The following is a 25668-nucleotide window of genomic DNA, read 5'->3' as shown; positions in this document are numbered from 1 at the left end:
TGTATACGGGACCATATTATTATCTCTATGAAAGTTAAAGATTTTTTCAAGGTCAGCGTCATTATCCCAGTATATAATGCAGAGCACTACTTATTACAGTGTGTAGAATCAGTATTAAAGTTTGATGAAGTGGGAGAAGTTATTTTAATTGAAGATGGCTCTCCAGACAATTCTATTCAGATATGTCGCGAATTAGAAAAAGCCAATGAAAAAGTTAAATTTTTTCAACACCCTAACGGCAGAAATTTTGGCGCTGGAGCCAGTAGAAATTTAGGCATCCAAAATGCTAGATTTGATTTTGTGGCCTTTCTGGATGCAGATGATTATTACCTTCCCAACCGATTTGAGCAAGAACGGGTGCTTTTTCAAGATCCTAATATAGATGGCGTTTATGGTGCTACTGGTTTCTTTGTGGAAGGTGAAGGCCTAATTGCTGGAAAATTGACGACTTTTAAGGAGCGGGTAGACCCTGAATTTCTGTTACGTAAACTTGTTAAACTTGAGGGCAGGTTTACTACTGACGCAATAACAATTCGAAAAAGTCTGTTTAGTAAAACAGGTTTATTTAATGTTTCATTATTACTTCATCAGGACACTGATTTATGGTACAGGCTTGCTTTTTTTGGTGTCTTGGTTCCTGGAACTATTGAAAGTGCAGTTGCGATTAGAAGAGTCCATTCCTTAAACAGAATCAAAAATATGAGTACTAAAACTCGTGCAGTTTTTCATTCAGCGGTGTTTGAGAACTTTAGAAATTATGACAATGTTGATGCCGCTTCCATGAAAATAATCATTAATAGACATATCCTTGCGGTATCAAAAAATCCTTTCGATAGAGTCGTAAATTATTTAAAGCTGTTTAGCCAATATCCAAAATATTTAAAGTCTTTTGTGAAATTTTGATCGAAAATTATCAAAAAATTGATGTATGCCTAATTTACATTTAAGAATTTAGACTGTAGTTATAGAAGTTAAGGAAATGTTTAAAAATAATTTAATGGGAAGTATGAGTAACACAGAATCCAAAGGTTATGTGGTCCTAAATGGGCAGATGTTTCATATAATTAGGTTATTAGAATATCTTCATATTGCTAAAATCGAGCCCCGTAATGTAAAATTAGCAATTTACTACGACGAAAAGAAGAAAAATAGCATTTCAGATTATAAGCAAATTTTGATTAAATACGGTTTTGTAGATGTAAAATACTGGTGTTTAAAACAGACAAATCGCTCATATATTTTGATGTGGAATAAGATGAAAATTTCAAAAGAAATAATTAATTGGTTTGGAGTGAGAAGTTGTTCGACCCTCATATTGGGCAATTATTTAAGCGAAATTAATTTAAACATTGTAAATCAAATTAATGCCGTTCAAAGCGTCTTTTTAGATGAGGGGAATTCTACAGTTGCTATTGCTGAAAAGCGTGTTAGCAATTATGAATATCGTAATCCATCAATTAGACTTGCCTTAAAATTTCTATTTAACTATAATTTGTCTTCTCCGAATAAGGTTGTTTTTTTTACCAGTTACCCACATATTAATGTGAGGGATGTTGATAATATTATTACATGTGATTTTTCTTTTTTTAAAAAAGGTTTTCCGATTAAAAAAATAAAAGAAAATACCATGTTGATATTAGGTAGTCCTTTGGTGGAATATGGATACATGGAACAATCTTATTATTCAAAAAATATAAAGGATATCAAAGATCATTTGGACGCAGTAGAGGTTTTTTATTATTTGCCTCATCCAAATGAAACAAAGGAAAATATTGATAAGGTAATTGCACTAGGTTTAATCTTAGTTACATCAAATATGCCAATAGAATTGCTATTATCTTTTCAAGAAGAGAACCCAAAGTATATTTGTTCATTTGTAACTACCGCATTTGATACGCTTAGACAAATACTTCCTGAAGATATATGTTTAAGATCTTTCTACATAAAAGAGGATGATTTTAAAAAATATCCAATCTCCTGGCATAAGATTTATGAAAATTACCAAAATTTACAGTCTTCAAATTTCAAGTTGATACACGCGAAAAATTAATCTATCGGTATCTAACCATTATAAAGAGCAATCAATGAGTGATATAAACATATTTTCAGTAATTATACCAACATATAACAGGGCACATCTTATTAAACGTGCCATTGAAAGCATAGTTGCTCAGACTTATATGAAATGGGAACTAATTATAGTTGATGATGGGAGTACCGATCAAACAGAGCAAATAATAAGCCCATTTTTGGTTGACAACCGTATTAAATATGTTAAGAAAGAAAATTCAGGTGCAGCAAAGAGTCGAAACATCGGTGTTAAAAATAGTAGTGGGAATTGGGTGACCTTTTTAGACAGTGACGATGAAGCTTACCCATCTTGGCTTGATGAGATTAGTAGGCATATTGCTGTACCTAATGTACAATTAATATGCTGTGGTAGCGAAATTGTAGACCACTCCGGGCGTTTAATAGCTATTAGTCTACCCGCACCTAAAATTGAATTATTTGGGCAACAGGATTATAAAATGACCAATGGTGGCGTATTTATCATTAGAAGGGATATTTTTGACGAAATTGGTGGTTTCGATGACGAGCTTCAGTCTAGTCAACATACCGAATTATCTTTTAGATTGATACCATTTATTCAAGAGATAAAAGGCGAAATAACAAATGTTTACAAACCATTAATCAAGATACATATACATTTAGGGGAGAGGATAAGAGGGAATTCAAAAATGAAGTATTTGGGTACTAAATATATGTTGGAGAAGCATGCCGATTTCTTATTAGATAAAAAAGTTTTTAGATCTAACTTTGAGGGGGCAGTTGGTTACAATGCCTATGTAGTAGGGCAGTATAGTGATTCCTTCAAATTCTTGCTAAAAGCTTTTTCTACTAAGCCAACCTTCAAGAAGCTCATTAGATTATGTGTTTATAGTGCAAAAATTAGTTTAAAAAAAATAAAATCGTAGATAGCTTAATAGGTATGTGTATTAATACTACGAAATTACTGTATAAAAGATATAATACTTATGATTAAATTTACCGAAATCCTTAAATTTTGAATAGATCTTCAAAATTCCTAGCAAGACTACTCTTTTATTATGAAAAAAATCCTCTTTTTAATTGACTCGCTTCAAACGGGTGGTGCAGAGAAAAGCATTTTAGAAATCGCTAGCTCACTCAAAGATTTTGAGCCAATTGTGTGTACACTTTTTTCTGATAAAAATGATTTAAAGGAGGAATTCACAAAGCATAATATTGTTGTTTACGAGCTTAATTTGAATAGATATTCTTCAAATTGGATTTTTTCAGGAATCACTAAGTATAAAACTTTAGTTAGTTCCATTAGGCCCGATATTGTTCATGCACATCTATTCAAAAGTGAACTTCTTGCTAGACTAGTAAAGCTTCCTAAATCTTCTTTACTATTAGGTGCATTTGTGAATGATTCATATTCTAAAGAACGTTATGCTGACCAGACTTTCCTAAGAAATATTAAATTAAATATTATACGTTTTGTTGATCGCATAACAGCTAAACGAGTTAATTATTTCACATCAATTACCTCCTCGATAGCGGATTCCAACGCTAAGGCATTATCTATAAAAAGGAACAAAATAGAAACAATCTATCGTGGTAGGTCTTTAAATCGTTATAAGCCAGAACAGCCCTCTGTTGTAGATAATTATATTTTTATCACAGTCGCTCGGCTTTTAAAAAGGAAGGGATATATAGACCTGTTGAACGCAGTCTCCTATTTGAATACTGAACACAAAGATTTAAAATTCATTTGTCAGATAGCGGGTGATGGAGCTGATGCTAGTGAGATAAAGCTACATGCAAAAAACTTAGATATTAAAAATGTAGAATTTTTAGGGAATAGAGACGACATTCCCAACTTACTACAACAAGCACATGCCTTTATTTTTCCTTCACATTACGAAGGTCAGGGTGGTGCCTTGGTTGAGGCTATGTTTTCGGCGAAACCAATTATTGTTTCTGATATTCCAGTTTTTAATGAGCAGATCCAGAATATGGATACTGGGCTATTTTTCAAATTAAAGGATCATATTGATTTGGCTAATAAAATGAAATGGATGATTGAAAATCATGAACAAGGCAAGATCATGGGGGCAAAAGCACGCATTTATGCAGTGCAAAATTTTGATATAAATAATATAGCAGCTAAATATGATGTTTATTATAAAAAAATCCTTCAATATAAATAATGATTATATTTCAGCTTATACAAAAGTCCCAGTATAGAGGTGCAGAAATGTTTGCTTCTCAATTGTCTACACACTTAGAAAAAATTGGACATCAGGTAATCCTAATCAGTATTTTTCCAGGAGATTCAGAGATGCCTTTTCAAGGTGCGAAAATTCAATTGGATAGGCCTTTAAGCAAACGCTTTTATGATATTAATGGCTGGAAGGAGTTTGCCAGTTTAATAAAAGAATACAAGCCCAATATTATTCAGGCGAATGCCGCTGACACCTTAAAGTTTGCAGTATTTTCAAAGACAATTTTCAAATGGAGTGTCCCTATTGTTTTTAGGAACGCCAATAAAATTGGTGATTTTATAAATTCCACGCCTAAACGTTTACTGAATAAATTTTTTATGGACCGCGTGGCCCACGTAATTTCAGTGAGTGGATTATGTAAAGAAGATTTTATTGAAACTTTTAATTTTGAACGCAAATGCGTGACCAATGTTGAAATTGGAATTAATTTGAAGGAAGTTGGCAAATTGCCAATAGATCTCGAGCATATTTATAAGAGGGGCCCAGTGATTGTAAATGTTGCAAGTTTGGTTCGTGAAAAAAATCATAAAGGCTTGTTGAACATATTTAAGAAAATAGCAGTTGTTCATCCCAATGTTCAATTGATTATTGTAGGGAAAGGTGTACTTCAGCCTGAAATTGCTCTCTTAGCAGAGGACCTGAATATTACAAGTCAGGTTCATTTTCTGGGTTCCAGGAATGATGTGTTGGAAATCGTAAAGCAGGCTTCTGCTTTTGTTCTCCCAAGCCACATTGAAGGGCTCCCTGGTGTGATTCTGGAAGCACAATATTGTCAAGTGCCGGTGGTTGCATACAATGTAGGTGGAATCTCGGAGGTGCTAGAAAACGGTAATACTGGTTATTTGGTTGAAAAGAATGACGAGATTGCGTTTAGTGAGGCTGTAATAAATATTTTGAATAGTGACACGACCGAAAAATCAGCAGATTTAACTGACAATGCCTACCAACAAGTGGTAACTAAATTTGATAATCATAAAATAACACAGCGGTTTTTAGAAGTTTACAAAAATATCTTAGCATTAGATAATGGAAAATAGAATTAAAGTCCTTCACATTATCAAGTCCCTTGGAAGAGGTGGTGCCGAAATGTTGCTTCCTGAAACCCTAAAGCTGCATGATCAAACCAGTTATGAGTTCCATTATATCTATTTCTTGCCTTGGAAGAACCAAATGGTTAAAACCATTGAAAATGCAGGAGGTCTAGTAACCTGCTTGCCTGCCAAAAACAATATTGCCTTATTTTTTAAGTACTCCAAAATTAGGCAATATATAAAGGATCATGATATTGATTTAGTTCATGCACATTTGCCCTGGGCTGGCTTTGTAAGCAGATTTGTTCATTGGCTTACGGGTGTGCCCGTTTTGTACACGGAACATAACTTACAGGAACGTTATCATTATATTACCAAATCGATTAACCGTTTAAGTTTTAACAGCCAAACTTTAGCTATAGGGGTGTCTGAGGATGTAACTTTGTCAATCAAGAAAAACATAGCGCCGGCAATTCAAGTACAAACGGTTTTAAATGGTGTAAACACAGTTTCTTTTGAACGTACAAATACAACAGACAGGCAGAAAATAAGAAGTCAATATGGAATTCCTGACAACGCATTTGTAATTGGAACGGTTGCGGTATTTCGCTTTCAAAAGCGATTAGACCTTTGGTTAGAAATTTTAAGCACGTGTATTCAAGCTAATCCAAATATATATGGATTGATTATTGGTGCTGGTCCGCTGGAAGCAGAATTGAAAACTAAGCATGATCAGTTGAATTTGGGGAATCGGGTGGTTTTTGCCGGCTTACAAACAGAGGTTAAACCTTATTACGAAGCCATGGATGTGTTTATGATGTCTTCATCGTTTGAAGGTTTACCAATTGCGTTATTGGAAGCGATGAGTATGGAATGTGCAATTGTAGCTACCAAAGCGGGGGGGATAAAAGAAGTCATTCACGATAGTAGTTATGGACTCACTTGTGAGGTGGAGAATTGGAAAGAATTAGCACCTCTTTGTTTAAATTTGTTAAATAACACTGAAAAGTTAACTGCCTTACAACATAGTGCAAGATTGCGGGTAATCGACAAGTTTAGTATGATTACCATGGTGACTCAATTAGAGTCGCTGTATTTGAAACATAAAAAATGACATTTAAAGAATCCACGGAAAATGATATACCCTCCATGGTTGATTTGTTAAAATCTAGCCTGGGAGAAAGTATAGTAAAAAAAACGGATCAGATCTGGGATTACAAACATAGATTAAATCCATTCGGTAAATCATATGTATTATTGGCAGAGGAAGAAGAAAAATTGATTGGATTAAGAGCCTTTATGCAATGGAAATGGCAAATTGGAACTAAAACCTGGCAGGCTTACCGTGCGGTAGATACTGCAACTCATCCTGATTTTCAGGGAAAAGGAATTTTTAAAAAATTAACATTACAGGCGATTTCAACAGTTGGTGCTAGTCAGGATAGTTTTATTTTTAATACGCCAAATAATAAAAGCAGACCTGGATATTTAAAGATGGGCTGGGTCATTGTTGATAAAATAAAATTAGCCTTAGTGCCAAGCTTTTTGTATTGGCCGATGGTAATGTTTGCAAAACGTATAGCCATTGGAAACCCCATTAGTGATAAGCAATTGGATAGTCTGTGCGTTGCATATAATAATAAACTAGCAGTAGGGTCATTGCTTTTTACACCTAAAAGTGCTAGATATCTACGTTGGCGATATGAGCTAAACCCAATTCAGAAATATACGGTCATATCTGGTGTAAATTGGTACCTTGCTTTTTACCTGAAAAAACATAAGTATTTTAACGAACTAAGGGTAGCGGAATTGATTTCTGTTAATGAGGGCGCAGAGCATAAAAATATCAGGAAAATATTATTACAGGCCGCGAATGAAAAAGGGTGTTTAATTATCTCGTGTGTAGATAAAAGCTTGTTTTCTTTGCGGTTGTATGGGAGTTACGGACCACAATTAACATTTAGAGACCTGACAAATAGCAATGAACTACAAAGCTATAAAGAGGATATCGACAATTGGCAGTATCAATTGGGCGATTTAGAATTATTTTAATATGATTAGTTTTTTTATTCTATTCATTTTACTTTTTGGCGTAAACCAGGTGCTTCTTAATTCTTTGGCTCAAAAGCACCGCTTTTTTGATAAAAAGCTGTTAAACCTACTTTATGGATACCACCTGCTCTTTTTCCTGGTGTACTTTTTATACGCAACTTATAACCCTTCAGATTCTAAGCATTATTATGCAGTAGCAGATGCCCTGGGTTCTGATTGGCCCTCCAGGTTTCAAACCGGGACACAATTTGTGAATGTGCTTGCCGCACCATTTATTCAACTGGGTTTATCGTTTATTGCCACCATGCTTTTATTTTCATGGATGGGGTATGTAGGTTTTGTATACGCCTATTTGTTTTTCAGAGAGAATATACCTGTTCCAGTAAAACTGTTTGGTCGTTTTGATCTTTTAACAGTATTGCTTTTCCTTCCAAATATGCATTTTTGGACAGCATCTCTGGGGAAGGGATCTGTTATTTTCATGGGTCTAATGCTTTTCACCTATGCTGTCAAATTTCCGTCAAAAAGAATTATCCCTTTATTAATTGGTGGATTTTTTATATACATGGTTAGGCCTCATGTGATGTTTTTTGTCCTTTTGGGCGTAATGACTGGATTAATGATTGGAGAAGGTAAAATTAGCACCTCGATCAAGATTTTTATCATCATAGCATCTCTGGGATTTTTGGTGGTATTTAGCAGTTCAATCTTAGCCGTGGCAAATCTTCAGGATTCTGAAAACGTAATAGAAGACTTTGGTACCTTTTCCCAAAAAAGAGCAAGTGGCCTTTCAACATCTGGTTCTGGCGTTAACATGAGTAATTATCCGGTACCGGTGAAACTTTTTACTTTCTGGTTTAGGCCTCTTTTTGTCGATTCGCCAGGTGTACTGGGTTTATTTAGTTCTGTAGAAAATCTTTTATACCTGTTGTTGTTTTTTAAAATTTGCAATAAACGGTTTTTTAGGTTCATGAAGAAAGCACCTTACCTGGTCATCATGTCAGCCATCATATTTTTACTTGCTTCTTTTGCAATGACTTTTATCATGTCTAACCTTGGGATTATGATGCGACAGAAGTCCATGGTAATGTACTTTGGTTTCTTTGTGATTTATTATTTCCTGGCAGAGGAGCGATATCAAGCAGTGATGCGTATTCGAAAACGTAAAGAGCAAATGAAACCAAAATTAACTGTTTAAATGCATAGAGAAAATATAAAAGGAGGTGCTTTAGTCATTTCACTGGATTTTGAATTGGTGTGGGGAATATTTGACCATATCAATGTGAAGGACAAGGTAGCCTATTTTGACAATACCTTGAAAGCAATTCCGCTGATGCTGGAATTATTTGAAAAATATAATATCCACGTTACTTGGGCAACTGTAGGAATGTTATTTAATCGGAATTGGGAAGAATGGCAGGAAAATATACCTCGGATGTTACCAACATATGATAACCAAAATTTGAACCCTTATCAGTTCGGACAAGCTCACCGAAAAGCCGGTTATGACCAATATTTCTTTGCTCCCCATTTGATAAGGGCAATTCAGGAACTTGACTTTCAAGAAATAGGGACGCATACTTATTCCCACTATTATTGTTTAGAATCTGGTCAAAATGAGGCTCAATTTGAAGCTGACCTTGAAAAAGCAACTGAGTTAGCTAAAAGTATGAACATCAGTCTTAAATCACTTGTTTTTCCGAGAAATCAATTTAACATAGATTATCTGAGGAGCTGTACCAAGCAAGGCATCGATTCAGTTAGATCAAATCCTTCAGTCTGGTATTGGGACACGATGAAACCGACGACAATTAAAACAAAACTATTCCGCACTGCCGATGCTTACCTGCCATTTAGTAGTAAAAGCTATAACAAAGATATACTTACGTTAGAAAGTCCTTTATGCCAGCCGGCTAGTCGGTTCTTGCGTCCTCAACATCACATACAATTTTTAAACAATATTCATTTACAGCGTATCAAACAAGAAATGATCGAAGCTGCGAAAAAGGCAGAGGTATATCATCTCTGGTGGCACCCACATAATTTTGGCATCGATCCTCAGGGAGCCTTAAAAAAACTCAAAAACATTTTAGATACATATAAATATTGTAAAGAGACATTTGATTTCGAGAGTTTAAATATGCAAGAACTACATGAAACCCAAACTAATTAGAATAACGACAGTACCACTTTCCTTACAAAAATTGATTGCCGGGCAAATGGAATTCATGAGTCATAATGGCTTTGAGGTATCAATGATCTCTTCGCCGTTTGATGGGCAGTTGAATTTGGAAAAAAAAGAAAATTCAAAATACATTGCGGTGAATATGACCAGGGTGATTTCACCATTTGCCGACCTGAAATCTTTATATGAATTAATAAAAATATTTAAGCAAGTAAAACCAGATATTGTTCATACCCATACACCAAAGGCTGGTCTGTTGGGTATGTTGGCTGCCCGGATTGCTGGCGTGCCAGTGAGGTTGCATACCGTGGCAGGATTGCCTCTTATGGAAACTAAAGGTATAAAACGAGTAATTCTTGAGACGGTTGAAAAAGTAACCTATGCTTGTGCGAATCGTGTTTATCCGAATTCAAGTAATTTAAAGGATTTTATTGTTAATGCTGGATATACCGATGCTTCACATTTAAAGGTCATTGGAAATGGGAGCAGTAATGGAATAGATGTCAAGCTTTTTGAATCCACACCTGATATTAATATTCAGGTTGAGGCACTAAAGGAAAAACACCAGCTATCAGCAGATCATTTTATCTTTGTTTTTGTGGGAAGATTAGTTAAAGACAAAGGAATAGAGGAATTGGTTTTGGCTTTCTCCACACTTGCAATTCAATATCCTCAGTTGAGGTTATTATTGGTTGGCCCGGAAGAAAGTGATCTAGATCCCCTATCTAATGTGTGTCGAAATGAGATCCATCATAACCCTGCTATCATCCATGTTGGCTATCAAAATGATGTTAAACCTTATTTGGCCTTAAGCAAAGCTTTAGCATTCCCTAGTTACAGGGAAGGTTTCCCCAATGTACCTATGCAAGCAGGTTGTTTTGGTTTGCCCTGCATTGTTAGCAATATTAATGGTTGCAATGAAATTGTTGAAAATGAAAAGAATGGCTTGATTGTACCAGTAAAAGATACAGTAGCACTCCAAAATGCGATGGAACGAATTTTTGTGGATACAGAGCTGTATGGAGTGATGTGTTTAAATGCCAGAAAGTTGATTGTAGAAAGATATGATCAACAAAAAATTTGGGGTTTAATTTTAAAAGAATATCAATACTTCTTAAGGAAAAACAATGTTCTATAAAAACTACCTTAAACGGCCAATTGACTTGATCATGGCTTTATCAGGTCTAATCGCGTTATCGCCGGTATTCGTAGCAATTACACTTTTTTTATATTTTGCGAATGATGGGAAGCCCTTTTTTTTTCAATGGAGACCAGGAAAGAAAGGTATTTTATTTAAAATTATCAAGTTCAAGACCATGAACGAAAGAAGGGGTTCTGATGGATTGTTGTTGCCTGATGCCCAACGTTTAACCACAATTGGTGCCTTTGTAAGAAAAACATCTCTGGATGAAATTCCTCAATTAATTAACGTGATTAAAGGTGAAATGAGCTTGATTGGACCAAGGCCCTTACTTCCTGAATATTTGCCATTATACTCCAGCGAACAGTTTAGGCGTCATGAAGTTAGGCCTGGAATAACCGGTTGGGCGCAAATTAATGGTAGAAATGCCATCTCCTGGAATGAAAAATTTAAACTTGACGTTTGGTATATAAATAATCTTAATTTTTGGTTAGATTTGAAAATCATCTTGTTAACTATAAAGAAGGTAGTGGTGAAGGAAAACATTTCATCTAAAACCTCGGTTACCATGGAAAAATTTAATGGAAATTAGATGCATATTATAGGAGCAAGCGGTCATGCAAAAGTTATAGTTGATATCCTCAAATTGAATAGTTTGTCTATTTCAGGTGTATGGGACGACAATAAAAAATTGACTTCTTTTCTCGGTTATACCATAAACGGTGATACCCACACATACAACCATTCTAACAGAGGGGCAGTAATTATTGCTATCGGTAATAATAAAATTCGGAGTCAGATAGCGGCGAGAGTAAACGGCCCATATGGTATCGCCGTACATCCAAAAAGCGTGGTTTCTTCCACAGTAACCTTGAATGAAGGTACAGTGGTCATGCCAAATGCCACAATTAACGCTGATTGTAAAATTGGCAGGCATGTGATTATCAACACCAATGCGTCTGTAGATCATGAATGTGAGATAGGTGACTTTGTTCACATATCACCTCAGGCAGCTTTGGCCGGCAATGTTAGTGTGGCAGAAGGTACCCAAATTGGCATTGGGGCTTGCGTGTTACAGGGTTTGAAAATTGGCAAATGGGCTACTATAGGTGCTGGTACGGTAATAATAAAAGATGTGCCGGATTATGCTGTAGTGGTCGGTAACCCAGGAAGAATTATTAATAGTATACCGTATAAAAATGAAAAATAAGATTTGGCTCTCTTCACCTCACATGGGGGGGACAGAGCAAAAATTTGTAAATGAGGCATTTGAATCGAATTGGATTGCTCCATTAGGCCCTCATGTAGACAACTTTGAATTAGATTTAGCTAAGTATACTAGAACCAATTATGCTGCTGCTTTAAGTTCAGGTACAGGGGCTTTACATTTGGCGCTGATCATGTTAGGTGTTAAACCAGGTGACGAAGTAATTTGTCAAACCATGACCTTCTCTGCTAGTGCCAATCCCATTGCATACTTAGGCGCCAAACCAGTCTTTGTGGATAGCGAGAAAGATACCTGGAACATGTGCCCGGATTTACTAAGAAAAGCCATTAAAGACAGGACGGCTCAGGGAAAGAAGCCTAAAGCAATTATACCCGTACACTTATATGGAATGCCTGCAAAAATGGATAAAATTATGTCCATAGCTAGAACTTATGATATACCAGTTATAGAAGATGCGGCCGAGGCATTAGGTTCTAACATCAATGGCAAAATGATGGGGAGTTATGGCGTTTTAGGTGTCTTATCTTTTAATGGTAATAAAATAATAACAACTTCCGGCGGTGGTGCATTATTATCAAACCATAAAGGGCATATCAACAAAGCGAGATTTCTAGCTACCCAAGCAAGGGATGCGGCGCCTCATTACCAGCATAGTGAAATTGGTTACAATTACCGGATGAGTAATATATCCGCAGGAATAGGTCGCGGACAAATGGAAGTCTTAGATGCTCACATCGCTTATAGACGCAAAAATTTTGAGACCTATAAGAGAGAATTAGGCGGCTTAGCTGGCCTTTCTTTATTGGAAGAGCCTGTTGGTTATTTTTCAAACCGTTGGCTAACGACAATTTTAATTGATCCGATATTATCTCAAGGGGTTACTAAAGAACATATCATTGAGGCTTTAAAAGCTGATGATATCGAATGCAGACCATTATGGAAGCCTATGCATTTACAGCCAGTTTTTAAAGATTCACATTTTTATGGTAATGGTTTCTCTGAATATTTATTTAACAATGGTTTATGCCTTCCTTCTGGGTCTAACTTAACGACTGAGGAATTGAAAAGGGTGTTCACCATAATAAAAAATGTATTTTCGCTTATCCAACTGGATAAGCAACTGGAGACAGTTTAACTTAATTAATAATTAAGACTTAGATGTAATACCGAGTATTGCCCCCGAAAATTTAACGAATTGGTGCAATTATTGTTAATTTTATAAAGACGTATATTAAAGAAAAGAAGATGTTCTCCAAGATTGAAATCGTACCACGTTGGGTTATTTTTACCATCGATTTAGGCTTAAGTATTTTTGCTTTGGTATTGGCTAAGATATTAAAGAATAACTTTATTATTGAAGATATTAATGCTTTGGCATTATACCAGGCAATTGTAGTGGTAGTGGTGGTGAATACCTTAGTTTTTGTTAACTTAAAAACTTATGCTGGAATTGTTCGCTTCACTTCAGCCCAGGATTCCTTCAGAATTCTATTTTCTGTTTTAGCGAGTTCAATTGGTATTTTTTTTATTAATGCTTTACTCATTGCATTTAAAAATGAAGCTTTTATCAGTATTGTAACTATTATCATTTACTCTCTGCTTACCTTTCTTTTTTTAATTACCTATAGAATCCTCGTGAAGTATTTTTTTATGTACATAAAAAACTCCAGTCTGGATAAAATACGGATCATTATATATGGGGCGGGTGAAGCTGGTTTAGCGACTAAGCGCACTTTCGATCATGATAATAAAATTAATAAAAGCATTATTGCCTTTGTTGATGATGACTTGCGTAAAGTTGGCAAAACAATCGATGGAGTTAAAATTTTGAATGCACAGAATCTGGAGGAACTGATTGTTAAACATGAACTGGATGAGATTATTTTTGCCAGCTATACAATTCCCACCGAACGAAAGAATCAAATTGTAGACATTTGCCTGGAAAATGATATAAACATCTTAAATATTCCGCCTCCGGAAGTTTGGGCCAGGGGTAATGTACAAACTTCACAAATTCAAAATATCAATATCGAAGATTTGCTCAATCGCAAATCCATTGATATCGATATCAATGGTATTCAGAAAGAACTGAAAGATAAACGAATATTGATCACCGGGGCAGCAGGGTCTATTGGTAGTGAAATTGTAAGGCAATTGATGAAATTTGAAACGGGCTTGATTATCATGTGCGATCAAAGTGAAACAGCCTTGCATGACTTGTACCTTGAAATAGAAGAAAATCATACAAATTCAAACTTTCATGCCTTTATTGGCGACGTGAGAGATGAAAAACGAATGACGTTTCTTTTTGAATCTTTTAGTCCACATTACGTTTATCATGCAGCTGCTTATAAGCACGTGCCGATGATGGAAGATAACCCGGCAGAAGCGATTAAAACTAACGTATTAGGAACAAAAACTATCGCTGATCTTTCTGTGAAACATGGGGTACAGAAATTTGTCATGATCTCCACTGATAAAGCTGTTAATCCTACCAATATCATGGGTGCTTCTAAAAGGATTGCAGAAATCTATGTACAATCCTTGAACAATTCGTTGAGTGCGCCGGACTTAATTTTCAGGAATGGGCTAAGCTACCTTAATGAACCTGGTGTGAAATCAATTACAAAATTCATTACTACCCGCTTCGGCAATGTGTTAGGTTCAAATGGTTCGGTGATCCCTCGTTTCAAACATCAAATTGAGAAAGGCGGGCCGCTTACGGTTACTCATCCGGAAATTACACGTTATTTCATGACGATACCTGAAGCTTGCAGGTTAGTGTTAGAAGCAGGATGTATGGGTAAAGGCGGGGAGATTTTCGTCTTTGATATGGGTAAATCTGTTAAAATTGTGGAGCTGGCCAAGAGGATGATTCGCTTGGCAGGATTAGTTCCTAATCAGGATATTAAAATTGAATTCACAGGTTTACGGCCTGGAGAAAAGTTGTATGAGGAGTTACTCAACGACAATGAAAATGTGCTACCTACACACCATAGCAAGATCATGATCGGTAAAGTGCGAGAGTATGTGTTTAGCGATGTCCAGTCACAGATTCATGAATTAGTAGCCCATGCACGGGTTAATGATAATCGTAAGGTAGTCTTACAAATGAAAGCCATGGTTCCTGAATTTAAAAGTAAAAACTCTAAGTTTGAAGCCTTAGATAAATACATTGAAACCACCAGCTAGTGTCTTGCAAGAGTATTTAAACAGATTGTTCCAGCGAAAAAATATTGAAAAAATAAAGGTCAAACTATTAAAGTCAAACCTTTATTTAAGTCTTGTAATTCTACTATCTTCCAATCGACTGTACTCTGAACCCTATAGCTTTTAATTTTTCTACATCAAGCACATTTCTTCCGTCAAAAATCTTTGCCGGCTTTAACATGTTATCATATATTCGTTGCCAATCATAGTTTTTAAACTCATCCCATTCTGTTAGAATTGCAATAGCATGAGCGTCTTTGCAGGCTTCATAAGGGTTTTCAAATACGGAAACAGCCTTATGATTTTCTTTTATTTCCCTTGTACCCAGGTAATTTAGATCAGCGAATATTTGCTTTTCGTTAACCTTAGGGTCATATACCTTAATCTCCCCGTGTTCACTTAATAAGATATCGGCTACATAAATAGCAGCTGATTCGCGTGTGTCATTAGTGTCTTTTTTAAATGACCAGCCTAAAAATGCAATCTTCTTTCCAGAAACTGTATTGTATAGATTTCGCACCATGTTCAATGCAAATCTTCTTTTTTGATGATCGTTCATGATAATCACCTGTTCCCAATAATCGGCCACTTCTTGTAGCCCAAATGATCTGGATATATAAACCAAGTTCAGAATATCTTTTTGAAAACAGGAGCCGCCAAATCCAACAGAGGCATTTAAAAATTTACTTCCAATCCTGCTATCGGCACCAATTGCCTTCGACACTTCATTAACGTCCGCTTCGGTTTTCTCGCACAACTCAGATATCGCATTGATCGAGGAGATTCTCTGTGCTAAAAAAGCGTTAGCAACTAATTTAGATAGTTCAGATGACCACACATTTGTTGTTAAAATGCGCTCTTTTGGAATCCAATGTGCATAAATATCTACCAAAGCTTGTATCGCTTGTTGCCCTTCTGTTGTGGCATCTCCACCTATCAATACTCGGTCTGGATTTAATAAGTCAGTAACCGCAGTTCCTTCTGCTAAAAATTCAGGGTTTGACAGCACCTGGAATTTGGCGCCATTTCCAGTGTTTTCCAAAATATCCTTTAAGGCTTCGGCAGTTCTAACAGGAAGTGTCGATTTTTCTACCACAATTTTATTTGTTTTAGAACACCTTGCAATTTGCCTTGCACATAATTCTATATATTTTAGATCTGCTCCCATACCTTTTCCAGAACCATATGTTTTTGTAGGCGTGTTTACAGAAATAAAAATCATCTCCGCTTCATCAATTGCCTTATCTACATCTGTTGAAAAAAACAAATTTTGTCCCCTTACTTCTGCGACTATTTCGCTTAAACCCGGTTCGTAGATGGGTATATTTTGAGTGTCTTTATCATTCCATGCGGCAATGCGGCTTTCATTTAAATCAACGACAGTTACCTTAATGTCTGGACATTGTTTTGCAATAATCGCCATAGTGGGACCGCCAACATAACCGGCTCCAATACAGCATATATTTGTTATTTTGTTCATATTTTATTCCTGATAATAAGAAGATTTAACCGCGAATTTAATTAAAGTTATTAAAACTGAGGCTAGTCTAAATTTTAAATCATTTAAACAAAAGGCATTTAAAAATGTTGAATTTGAAATAGTGTTAAAATAAATATAAATATAAATGGCAATTTAAACTGTTGTACATTCAATAGAGCCAATAGCATTCAAAATAATACTTTCAATATTATATAGAGTTGAAATAATCATCTGATACAGTGTAGGTCCTTTAAAACTTAAAATATGATATTTTTAAAATTCTTAGATCCTGGGCAAATGACTGAGGTGGTTGTTGATTTATTATGCAAAAGCACTAAGGATAAATGCCCTGATAGATCCAATAATATAACAGTATAATGAATGGCCTTCGGGCCACCGGTAGTTATAGTACCTATTCTACCGTTATTCTTCTTCTTGTTTTTTTGCAAGTTCCCTTGTTTGCCCAGTATAAGAACAGTCTTGAATTTTCACCCACTTATTCTATAAAAATGTTTACCGCTGATGATCAATTGTCGGGTACTGCATTTGGGTGGGAGATGATTTATGCGGTAATTAATGATGAAAAGCCTAAAGATTGGCAGCGTATGTTACGCGTGCAAAGTATAGATTTAATTATAAATGTACAGAACATGCGGCAGGTTAATGTGCTGACTGCGGCTGACGAAGTACATCCGCTGTCATTGGATGCCTTTGCCTTAATGGCAGGATTGAACATCCGCTTAACTCGTCTTGGTAATTCAGAGCTCTTATTTTCTCCTGCCTTCGGCGTAGGTTATTTGTCCCAAACTTATTTTACAAATAAAAATCCCCTGGTTGGGGGACATATGAATTTTGCCAGCCGCGCGGCCCTGAAATTGGCTATCCCAATTACAGAAAGCATTTCCATAAATCCTGGTCTTCAAGTTTTGCATTACTCAAATGCTGCCTATCGGGTACCTAACCGTGGTTTAAATGGGTTGTTTTTTAACCTCGGTTTGTTACATCAGCTGAAACCATTTTCTAATCGACCTGATACCGCGTTAAGAATAAAAAAGCCTTATCCAAAGCATAGTTTTGAATTTGGTGTAGCTGCTGGTCGTCGGGGCATATATCAGAGCAAACTTGGTTTACATCGGGCTGCCCTGTATGGTGGATACAATTATAGGCTTAACCAGGTTTTAGCCTGGTCTACGGGACTGGATGCGGTGTACCAGCCAACTGTATTCGATCCTGATGATTTTAGAAGGACTTACCAAAGTAAGGCCAGTAATTATGAACACTGGCGACTGGGGGCTGCTGTAGGCCCCGATATTTGGATGGGTAACCTGGCCTTAAGTGTAAAATATGGCTATTACCTGCATTTTAACAGTTACCATAACATAAATACATACTGGACAGCAGGGTTTAAATACACAGTTTTACCCTGGCTTGCGTTACAGGCCAAGGTGTTTGTGCATCAATCTGAAGCTGATTTTGTGGGTTTTGGGTTGTTATTGAATGCATCCAAGGGAAAAGGTCTTTAACCTTTCCTCAGCTCCTCGTAAATGCCGATTAATCTTTTTTGAAGGTTGCTTAATTCCTCCTCCCGTTCCTGAAGTTTTTCTCTTAATTTATGGAGCTCTCCGGCATTTTCTGCAGGAGCGGTACTCTCGTCCTCTTGCAAAATTCCAGCTGCAGTGATGCCAAAGAGTGTTGCTATTTGAGTGAGCCTGGAAATGTTAATATCGGTAATGCCTGTTTCGATTTTGGAAAATGCCGGAACAGAAATATTTAACTGGGCGGCCACCTGACTTTGACTCCAGCCCTTTTTTTGACGTAGACGACGAATGTTTTTGCCAATGTATTTCATATTCTAAATTTAATTAATTTATTTCTATGAAAACGGTAGAGAAGCTGCTTTAATTGAATTTGTGCAGTAGGTGAGATTTTACACAGTACCCGTTAACAGTTGCCTGTTAACGGGAATTAGTGTCATTGGTGTGTGTGATGCTATTAGGGGATTACCTTTTGGTAACCTCTTCATAAAGGTCAATCAGTTTGCGCTGAAGGCTGCTAACCGTTTCTTCTTTCTCCTGGATCTTTTGTTTCAATAGGGATGCTTCATTGTGCAAAGCCTCTTGTGGGTTTTGACCTTCATCATATAGGATATCTAAAATAGATACGCCAAAGATTTCAGCTAATTGTTTTAACCTGGACATGTTAATGTCGGTCGGTCCCGTTTCTATTTTCGAAAATGCTGGTACAGAAACCTGTACCTTTTCTGCGATTTGGACTAAGGTCCAGCCTTTTTTTTGTCTTAAACGACGGATATTTTTACCTACGTTGTTCATTTGGGATAATTAAAAAGTTCTACGTTTTTGTTAATTCATTGTGTGTTTTCTGCTTTTAGTAAATTCCTAGAAACATTAGTTAAAGATAGGGGAAATTTTCATCTATTTATAGAATAAAATGTACAAATACCTAATTTAGGTATTTCCCTCAGCGTTTCAATTAATCTTTCATGCTATTTTATGTTCTGAAACATTTGTAACATTCTGGTAATCACCATGAAACAGATTGTCGTGTGGTGTTAATACAAGCTTCGAAATATTAAATTAAAAATGAAATATTCGTAATAATAATGTGACGTGAAAGCTTTTTTCTAAAAGCTGAGCTAAAATTTTGTTTCAGGCTATATCATATGAATTAAATACTTGTTTCAAGGATGAGTTTATTACGCCCACTTTAAAAGATTTACATGTAAATATTTTATTTACATTTACGCCTGATTAACAAACTCATCAACAAATTGATATAACATAATATATGTGTGGAATAGTAGGATACATAGGCCATAGACAAGCATGGCCTTTAGTGATTAAAGGATTAAAAAGATTAGAATACCGCGGTTATGATAGTGCGGGTATAGCATTGCTGCATGATGGGGAAATGAATATTCTTAAAAAAGCAGGTAAAGTACAGGAATTGGAAAATTTCGCAGTGGGCAAAGACCTAAGTGGTACCATTGGAATTGGGCATACGCGTTGGGCAACCCATGGCGCGCCTTCTGATCATAATTCGCATCCGCATACCTCTAACAACAGCCAGCTGTCTATTATCCATAATGGAATTATTGAAAACTATGCGACTTTAAAAACAGAATTGCTGCGTCGTGGACATGAATTTAACAGTGATACAGATACCGAAGTTTTAATTCACCTGATAGAAGAAATCTATAAAGGTGATAACATTGACTTATTGGAAGCCGTACGTTTGGCTTTACATGAAGTGAATGGTGCTTATGCCATTGTGATTATGGATAAGGAAAACCCTGACCAGCTGATTGCAGCGCGTAAAGGTAGCCCAATGGTGATTGGGGTAGGAGATGGCGAATATTTTATTGCTTCTGATGCTACACCTATTATAGAATACACCAAAAACGTGATTTACATGAACGACAATGAAATTGCCTTTATTAAAAGGGATGAATTGTTAATTAAACGTTTGGACAATGTGGAGGTAACTCCTTATGTGCAGGAGCTGGAAATGCAACTGGAGATGTTGGAAAAAGGTGGATATGAGCATTTCATGCTAAAAGAAATTTACGAGCAGCCTCGCTCCATTAGAGATTGTATGCGTGGAAGAATCTACCCGCAGCTTGGCGAAGTACAATTAGGTGGAATTAAAGAATATGCAGATAAGCTTAAAAATATAGATCGCATTATTATTGTAGCTTGTGGTACTTCATGGCATGCAGGTTTGGTTGGTGAATACCTCATTGAAGAATACGCCAGGATTCCAGTAGAAGTAGAGTATGCATCTGAATTCAGGTACAGGAACCCAATTATTACGGAGAAGGATGTAGTGATCGCGATTTCTCAATCTGGTGAAACAGCGGATACCATGGCTGCTATTGAAATGGCCAAGGAAAAAGGCGCAACCATTTTCGGCGTTTGTAATGTGGTAGGTTCTTCGATTCCGCGGATTACTCATGCTGGTGTATATACACATGCTGGTCCGGAAATTGGCGTAGCTTCTACTAAAGCCTTTACTGCCCAGGTAACCGTATTAACGCAAATGGCTTTTTACATGGCCCAGCAAAAAGGGACCATGACCAAATCGCAATTGGTGGAATTGTTAACCGAAATGGATAACATTCCGGCGAAAATTGAAAAAGCCTTGCTATCAGATACCTTGATTAAAGAAATTGCACACAAATTTAAAGACTCTAGAAATTGTTTATTTTTAGGTCGTGGAAGTGGATTCCCTGTAGCTTTAGAAGGTGCCTTAAAATTAAAAGAAATCTCCTACATCCACGCCGAAGGTTATCCTGCTGCGGAAATGAAACATGGTCCGATTGCTTTAATTGATGAGGAAATGCCGGTAGTAGTCATTGCCACCAAAAATTCTTCGTATGAAAAAGTAATCAGCAATATTCAGGAAGTGAAAGCCCGTAAAGGTCAGGTGATTGCCATTGTAACGGAAGGGGATACAGAAGTGAAGAAAATGGCCGATTATTGCATCGAAATACCTGATGCCAGTGAAGCCTTTTTGCCTTTATTAGCCACCATTCCTTTGCAATTGTTATCTTATCATATTGCCGTGTTAAGGGGTTGTAACGTAGATCAGCCAAGAAACTTAGCCAAATCTGTTACAGTAGAATAATTAAATAAAATAATTCCCACAATTATTAATAAAAATAAGGGTGGGAGTTATTTTATATTTTTAACTTTACGGCAACCGAATTACCCTATAAACTAACTTATGATAGAAATTCCGCTTTCTGATTGGGAGACCAGACGCCTTGCAGCGCTCTATAACCTGGAAATTCTGGATACTAAACCAGAAACGGATTTTGATAATATTGTTGCTTTAGCTACCCAGCTCTCTGGATGGCCCATGGCCACCATAAGTTTTATGGACCACCATAGGACCTGGATTAAAGCAGCTATTGGTTTGGGTAACATGGAGATACCTGCGCACCGGGAATATAGGGAAGCCATGATAATCAGTCCTAACCCAATTGCGATCCATGATGCCTTACTGGATCCGCGTGTGGCTAATCATCCCTTTGTCATCAATAATCCAAAGGTACGGGGTTTTGCCATATTCCCATTACAGACTGCTGAAGGCTATACACTGGGGCATCTTGGTGTAGCCGATACGAAGCCTGGCACCTTAACTGAAAAGCAACATCAAGCCATTGAAATGCTGGCCCAGCAAACCTTAAGTTTATTGAACCTGCGTTTGCGCATTATTAAAATGCGGCAAATGGAAACCCAATCTAAAAAGATCATTGATCAGATTAGTCCCGTTTTTAACAATGCCATTGATGCGGTAATCATGTCCACAGAAGATGGTCGGATTTCGCGTTGGAACACCCGTGCAGTAGAATTATTTGGCTGGACGGCTGAAGAAGCTATTGGCGCCGCGCTCCACGAACTGCTCATTCCTGAAGAAAATTACCCGATATTTTTGGAACATTTCAGGATATTGCTGGCGAAAGAAGAGGATGCAGCCAGCAACCGTTATGACATGATTATTAAACGTAAGGATGGGGAGTTGCGGACCATTGACATAGGCGTATCTACCGCTTTTATTGATGGGGAACGCCTGTTTATTGGCTTTGCCCGCGATATTACCGAAAGCAGGCAAATTGCCCGTGAGCTGGCCATACAAAAAAACTTTTACGAAAATATTCTTAATAAAATTCCTACCGATATAGCTGTTTTTGATGCAGACCACCGCTATTTATTTGTCAACCCTTTTGCCATAGGAAATCCGGAGTTTCGTGAATTTATTATAGGGAAGGATGATTTTGAATATGCCGCCTACCGCAACCGCGACAATGCCCTGGCTATACAGCGCCGCGCTAAGTTTTTAAAAGCAAAAATTACCGGTAAGTCCATTGCCTGGGAAGACCAGGGCAGAAATGCAGACGGGGAACTGATTACGCATTTAAGGAATTTTTATCCCATTCATGATGAATATGGTCGCCTTTCTTTGGTGATTGGTTATGGAATAGACATTACCGACCGTAAGGATATGGAGGAGAAACAGAATGTGCTGGTGGAACGTTTATCATTCCAAAATACGCAACTGTTCGATTTCTGCAATATTGTTACCCATAACCTGAGGGGTCCGCTCGATAACATGTCCATACTCATCGAAATGATTAGCGACAGCAGTGACCAGAACGAAAAAGACGAAATGGTTTCCAAGCTGCAACCGCTAATTGATGGCTTGCGCCAAACGTTTAACCAGTTGGTGGAAACCATACAGATTAAACAGGACCTGGAGATCAGATCGGAAAGGGTGAACCTGGAAGCCTGCCTGAAGAAAACGATGGAAGGCCTGGAAATGGAAGTGAAAAAAGCCATGGCCCGCGTAGTGATCGATTGTTCGGATGCGCCGGAGCTGAATTTTCCACCTAAATATATAGATAGTATTTTTCATAACCTGATGAGCAATGCCTTAAAGTACAGGTCCGCGAAACGCCGTTTGGTGGTGCGTGTAACCACTAAACAGGTAGGCAGTAGCATATTCTTGTCGGTAGAAGACAATGGATTGGGCATTGACATGAAGAAAAATAAAGAACATGTGTTTAAGATTGGCAAAGTGTTTCATAATCACTCCAATGCCAAAGGTTTAGGTTTGTACATGACCAAATCACAAGTGGAGATGATGGGTGGATCTATAGCCGTGGAAAGCGAAGTGGAGAAGGGGACTAAATTTACCATTGAATTTATAAATCAGGAAAAATTTGCCGACTCGGCAGTTTAACTAGACATACATGTTTGACCAGAATACCATCAATTTAGATATCCTTAAAAAAAGGGCCTTTAATTTGCGTTGGGCCACCGTGCCTGAAGGTGTAATTCCTTTAACAGCTGCAGATCCAGATTTTCCTAGTGCCCCTGCAATTGCAGAAGCCATTATTCGTTTTACCAAAGATCGTTATCTTTCTTATGGTCCGCCAGCGGGCTTACCTGAATTTAAAGAAAGTGTAGCGCGTTTTTTCCAGGAAAAGCGTTCGATTCCGGCTAACCCGGAATGGTTGTTCCCCGTGGATAGTGCTGCTTTTGGCATTTACCTGATTTGTAAGACTTTTTTGAAACCTGGTGATGAGGCTTTGATCTTTGATCCGGTCGACTTCCTTTTTCGCTACTCCACAGAAACGGTAGGAGGCAAGGCCGTTACGTTTGCCATTCCGCCGGGTACAGATGAGCCTGATTTTGATCACCTGGAAAGTTTGATTACGCCCCGCACCAAATTGCTTTGTTTATGTAATCCACTAAATCCTACGGGTAAGGTATTTACACGGGATGAGCTATTGAAGTTTGGGGAAATCGCCATAAGACATGATCTAATCATTTTATCGGACGAAATTTGGAGTGATATCATCTATGCCCCGCATGTGTTTACAAGCATCGCTTCTCTAAATGAGGAAATCAGACAACGTACCATCACCGTAACGGGTTACAGCAAATCTTATGGTTTAGCGGGTTTGCGCATTGGCACCGTCATGGCTTCAAACGCCAAACATTATTCGATGTTGTTTGAAGCTTCTTTACACCAGTCAACCATTCATGGCGCCAATGTATTATCGCAAATTGCGGCTACCACGGCGTTAAACGATTGTCAGGATTACCTGGATGGTTTTGTCGCCCACTTGCAAGAGATGAGGGATTTGACAGTTCGCCATTTAAATGAAACCAATGGTTTTCATTGTATAGCGCCCGAGGGTTGTTATGTGGCTTTTGCCAATATCAAAGCAACGGGTAAAAGCAGTGCCGAAATCAGGGACATCTTATTTAATGAAGCCAAAGTAGCTGTGGTGCCCGGACAAAAGGAGTGGTTTGGCGAAGGGGCAGAGGGGCATATCCGCCTGTGTTTTTCGACCACCCGCCCAATTTTAGAAGATGCCTTGATGCGGATTAAAAATACGATGAACAACAGATGAAAGTAGTGATCATCGGTGCCGGTATTGCGGGTTTAACCCTGGCCTTATTTTTAGAAAAATATAATATAGAGGTGGTGATCAATGAGCGCGCCGCCGGAACACCTGGTGGTGGTCATGCTTTTTTAATGCACCACGATGGCCTCAGCATTTTACAGGAATTGGCCAAAGATCAAACTTCCCCTTTGCCGGGTAAGCTGGTGGAAAAGTATTGTTTATTACGTCCTGATGGGGAAGTTTTACAACACCTGGAACTGGAAGCCTGGCATTGCATGAAACGATCTGAATTAACGGCTTTTTTATATGGCTTGTTAAAAACGACAGTGCAGGAAGAACGTGTTTTCTCTCATTTTGTGTATAAACAGGAGAAAGTGATTGCCGCTGTTTTTGAAAATGGTGATCGGGAGGACGGCGACATTTTTATTGGTGCCGACGGGGGTTACTCCAGGGTACGCACTGAAGTTTTAGGTCCCGTAAGTTTTAAATCTGGCCGGGTGAAAGAAGTGGTCGGTATTGCGCGACAAGCGGATGTGGCTTTGAAATATGCAGGGATCTTCAATAAATTTCAAAAGTCTTACCGGGGATTGGCTTTTGGCATGATCCCCACCTCAGAACAGGAGTTGGTTTGGTTTATTCAATATGATCCTGCTGTGGCAGAACCTGAAGATGCCAAACCGGAAACGTTACGTGCTTTTTGTGCCGATCTGCTGCATGATTTCCCCCCGGTGGTACACAAGGTGCTGCAGGCTAACGATTACGAGAAAACTTATTTATGGAATACGCGGGATTTTGACCTCCTGCCTAAATTTCACCAGGATAATGTGCTGGTGATTGGTGATGCCGCGCATTTGGCCTTGCCTTTTACCAGCGCCGGAACCACCAACGCTTTAGTGGATGCCAAAACTTTAGCCGAACTGCTTCGTGCCGATTTACCTTATGAGGAGGTGTTTGAAACCTTTTATGAACAGCGTGCGGCATCGGTTGCCCAACACCTGGAATTTGGCCGTAAACTCCGGGATGTTTTTCTTGATCCTGCGGCTTATGCAGGCCAGGCAGCAGCCATCCCTTTAATATAAGCGTTCTGGCATCATT

General features: G+C 37.7%; 22 protein-coding genes. 19 read left to right on the top strand and 3 right to left on the bottom strand.

What is annotated here, in order from left to right; genetic code table 11:
- Nucleotides 1-27 precede the first annotated feature (27 nt).
- The 14 genes from IWX76_RS15650 (at nucleotide 28) to IWX76_RS15585 (ending at nucleotide 15139) form a co-directional block, all read left to right on the top strand.
- Nucleotides 28-903, top strand: a complete 876-nt coding sequence (locus IWX76_RS15650) for a glycosyltransferase family 2 protein (RefSeq protein WP_196860965.1) — start codon at nucleotides 28-30, stop codon at nucleotides 901-903.
- A gap of 103 nt (nucleotides 904-1006) precedes the next feature.
- Nucleotides 1007-2050 (top strand): hypothetical protein, encoded by a 1044-nt coding sequence (locus tag IWX76_RS15645; protein ID WP_196860964.1) that lies wholly within the window; start codon nucleotides 1007-1009, stop codon nucleotides 2048-2050.
- A 34-nt stretch (nucleotides 2051-2084) separates the two neighbouring features.
- On the top strand, nucleotides 2085-2975 hold the full coding sequence (locus IWX76_RS15640) for a glycosyltransferase family 2 protein (RefSeq protein ID WP_196860963.1): 891 nt from the start codon (nucleotides 2085-2087) through the stop codon (nucleotides 2973-2975).
- A 132-nt stretch (nucleotides 2976-3107) separates the two neighbouring features.
- Nucleotides 3108-4235, top strand: a complete 1128-nt coding sequence (locus tag IWX76_RS15635) for a glycosyltransferase family 4 protein (RefSeq protein ID WP_196860962.1) — start codon at nucleotides 3108-3110, stop codon at nucleotides 4233-4235.
- Nucleotides 4235-5347: a glycosyltransferase family 4 protein gene (locus IWX76_RS15630; protein ID WP_196860961.1), complete on the top strand. Its 1113-nt coding sequence runs from the start codon at nucleotides 4235-4237 to the stop codon at nucleotides 5345-5347. Before IWX76_RS15635 ends, IWX76_RS15630 begins: the two co-directional genes overlap by 1 nt.
- Nucleotides 5337-6455 carry a glycosyltransferase gene (locus IWX76_RS15625; protein WP_196860960.1) on the top strand — a complete coding sequence of 373 codons (1119 nt, stop codon included), beginning with the start codon at nucleotides 5337-5339 and terminating at the stop codon, nucleotides 6453-6455. Before IWX76_RS15630 ends, IWX76_RS15625 begins: the two co-directional genes overlap by 11 nt.
- Nucleotides 6452-7393 carry a GNAT family N-acetyltransferase gene (locus tag IWX76_RS15620; RefSeq protein ID WP_196860959.1) on the top strand — a complete coding sequence of 314 codons (942 nt, stop codon included), beginning with the start codon at nucleotides 6452-6454 and terminating at the stop codon, nucleotides 7391-7393. The genes IWX76_RS15625 and IWX76_RS15620 overlap by 4 nt, the downstream gene beginning before the upstream one ends.
- Before the next feature lies 1 nt (nucleotide 7394).
- A complete protein-coding gene (locus tag IWX76_RS15615; RefSeq protein WP_196860958.1) occupies nucleotides 7395-8591 on the top strand; it encodes a hypothetical protein in 1197 nt (398 codons plus the stop codon).
- Nucleotides 8592-9566, top strand: coding sequence for a polysaccharide deacetylase family protein (locus tag IWX76_RS15610; RefSeq protein ID WP_196860957.1), 975 nt, complete (start codon nucleotides 8592-8594; stop codon nucleotides 9564-9566).
- On the top strand, nucleotides 9547-10716 hold the full coding sequence (locus tag IWX76_RS15605; RefSeq protein WP_196860956.1) for a glycosyltransferase family 4 protein: 1170 nt from the start codon (nucleotides 9547-9549) through the stop codon (nucleotides 10714-10716). The genes IWX76_RS15610 and IWX76_RS15605 overlap by 20 nt, the downstream gene beginning before the upstream one ends.
- A complete protein-coding gene (locus tag IWX76_RS15600; RefSeq protein ID WP_196860955.1) occupies nucleotides 10706-11311 on the top strand; it encodes a sugar transferase in 606 nt (201 codons plus the stop codon). The genes IWX76_RS15605 and IWX76_RS15600 overlap by 11 nt, the downstream gene beginning before the upstream one ends.
- On the top strand, nucleotides 11312-11929 hold the full coding sequence (locus IWX76_RS15595; protein WP_196860954.1) for an acetyltransferase: 618 nt from the start codon (nucleotides 11312-11314) through the stop codon (nucleotides 11927-11929). It abuts the gene before it with no gap.
- Complete coding sequence (locus IWX76_RS15590) at nucleotides 11919-13082, top strand: DegT/DnrJ/EryC1/StrS family aminotransferase (protein ID WP_196860953.1); 1164 nt, start codon at nucleotides 11919-11921, stop codon at nucleotides 13080-13082. The genes IWX76_RS15595 and IWX76_RS15590 overlap by 11 nt, the downstream gene beginning before the upstream one ends.
- Nucleotides 13083-13192: 110 nt before the next feature.
- Nucleotides 13193-15139 (top strand): polysaccharide biosynthesis protein, encoded by a 1947-nt coding sequence (locus IWX76_RS15585; RefSeq protein ID WP_196860952.1) that lies wholly within the window; start codon nucleotides 13193-13195, stop codon nucleotides 15137-15139.
- A gap of 103 nt (nucleotides 15140-15242) precedes the next feature.
- Here IWX76_RS15585 and IWX76_RS15580 read toward each other — a convergent pair whose 3' ends face one another.
- Nucleotides 15243-16637, bottom strand: coding sequence for a UDP-glucose 6-dehydrogenase (locus tag IWX76_RS15580; RefSeq protein ID WP_196860951.1), 1395 nt, complete (start codon nucleotides 16635-16637; stop codon nucleotides 15243-15245).
- A 377-nt stretch (nucleotides 16638-17014) separates the two neighbouring features.
- Between IWX76_RS15580 and IWX76_RS15575 the strand changes: the two genes are divergently transcribed.
- The gene (locus tag IWX76_RS15575) at nucleotides 17015-18160 is read left to right on the top strand and encodes an acyloxyacyl hydrolase (protein ID WP_196860950.1); all 1146 of its coding nucleotides are present in this window, start codon (nucleotides 17015-17017) and stop codon (nucleotides 18158-18160) included.
- Here the strand turns inward: IWX76_RS15575 and IWX76_RS15570 are convergent.
- Nucleotides 18157-18486: a helix-turn-helix domain-containing protein gene (locus tag IWX76_RS15570; protein WP_196860949.1), complete on the bottom strand. Its 330-nt coding sequence runs from the start codon at nucleotides 18484-18486 to the stop codon at nucleotides 18157-18159. The genes IWX76_RS15575 and IWX76_RS15570 overlap by 4 nt on opposite strands.
- A gap of 151 nt (nucleotides 18487-18637) precedes the next feature.
- On the bottom strand, nucleotides 18638-18967 hold the full coding sequence (locus tag IWX76_RS15565) for a helix-turn-helix domain-containing protein (protein ID WP_196860948.1): 330 nt from the start codon (nucleotides 18965-18967) through the stop codon (nucleotides 18638-18640).
- A gap of 475 nt (nucleotides 18968-19442) precedes the next feature.
- On the opposite strand from IWX76_RS15565, the gene glmS reads away from it, so the two are divergent.
- The 4 genes from glmS to IWX76_RS15545 all read left to right on the top strand — a co-directional run bounded on the left by glmS (nucleotide 19443) and on the right by IWX76_RS15545 (nucleotide 25652).
- Nucleotides 19443-21281, top strand: coding sequence for a glutamine--fructose-6-phosphate transaminase (isomerizing) (gene glmS / locus IWX76_RS15560; protein WP_196860947.1), 1839 nt, complete (start codon nucleotides 19443-19445; stop codon nucleotides 21279-21281).
- A 99-nt stretch (nucleotides 21282-21380) separates the two neighbouring features.
- Complete coding sequence (locus tag IWX76_RS15555) at nucleotides 21381-23399, top strand: GAF domain-containing sensor histidine kinase (protein WP_196860946.1); 2019 nt, start codon at nucleotides 21381-21383, stop codon at nucleotides 23397-23399.
- 10 nt (nucleotides 23400-23409) lie between these two features.
- A complete protein-coding gene (locus IWX76_RS15550) occupies nucleotides 23410-24579 on the top strand; it encodes a pyridoxal phosphate-dependent aminotransferase (RefSeq protein ID WP_196860945.1) in 1170 nt (389 codons plus the stop codon).
- On the top strand, nucleotides 24576-25652 hold the full coding sequence (locus IWX76_RS15545; RefSeq protein ID WP_196860944.1) for an FAD-dependent oxidoreductase: 1077 nt from the start codon (nucleotides 24576-24578) through the stop codon (nucleotides 25650-25652). Before IWX76_RS15550 ends, IWX76_RS15545 begins: the two co-directional genes overlap by 4 nt.
- Nucleotides 25653-25668: the final 16 nt, after the last annotated feature.

The sequence above is a fragment of the Pedobacter sp. CAN_A7 genome (assembly GCF_015752175.1).
Lineage (GTDB): Bacteria > Bacteroidota > Bacteroidia > Sphingobacteriales > Sphingobacteriaceae > Pedobacter.
The sequence above is the reverse complement of the archived record's forward strand: the minus strand, read 5'-3'. Positions and strand labels throughout refer to the sequence as shown.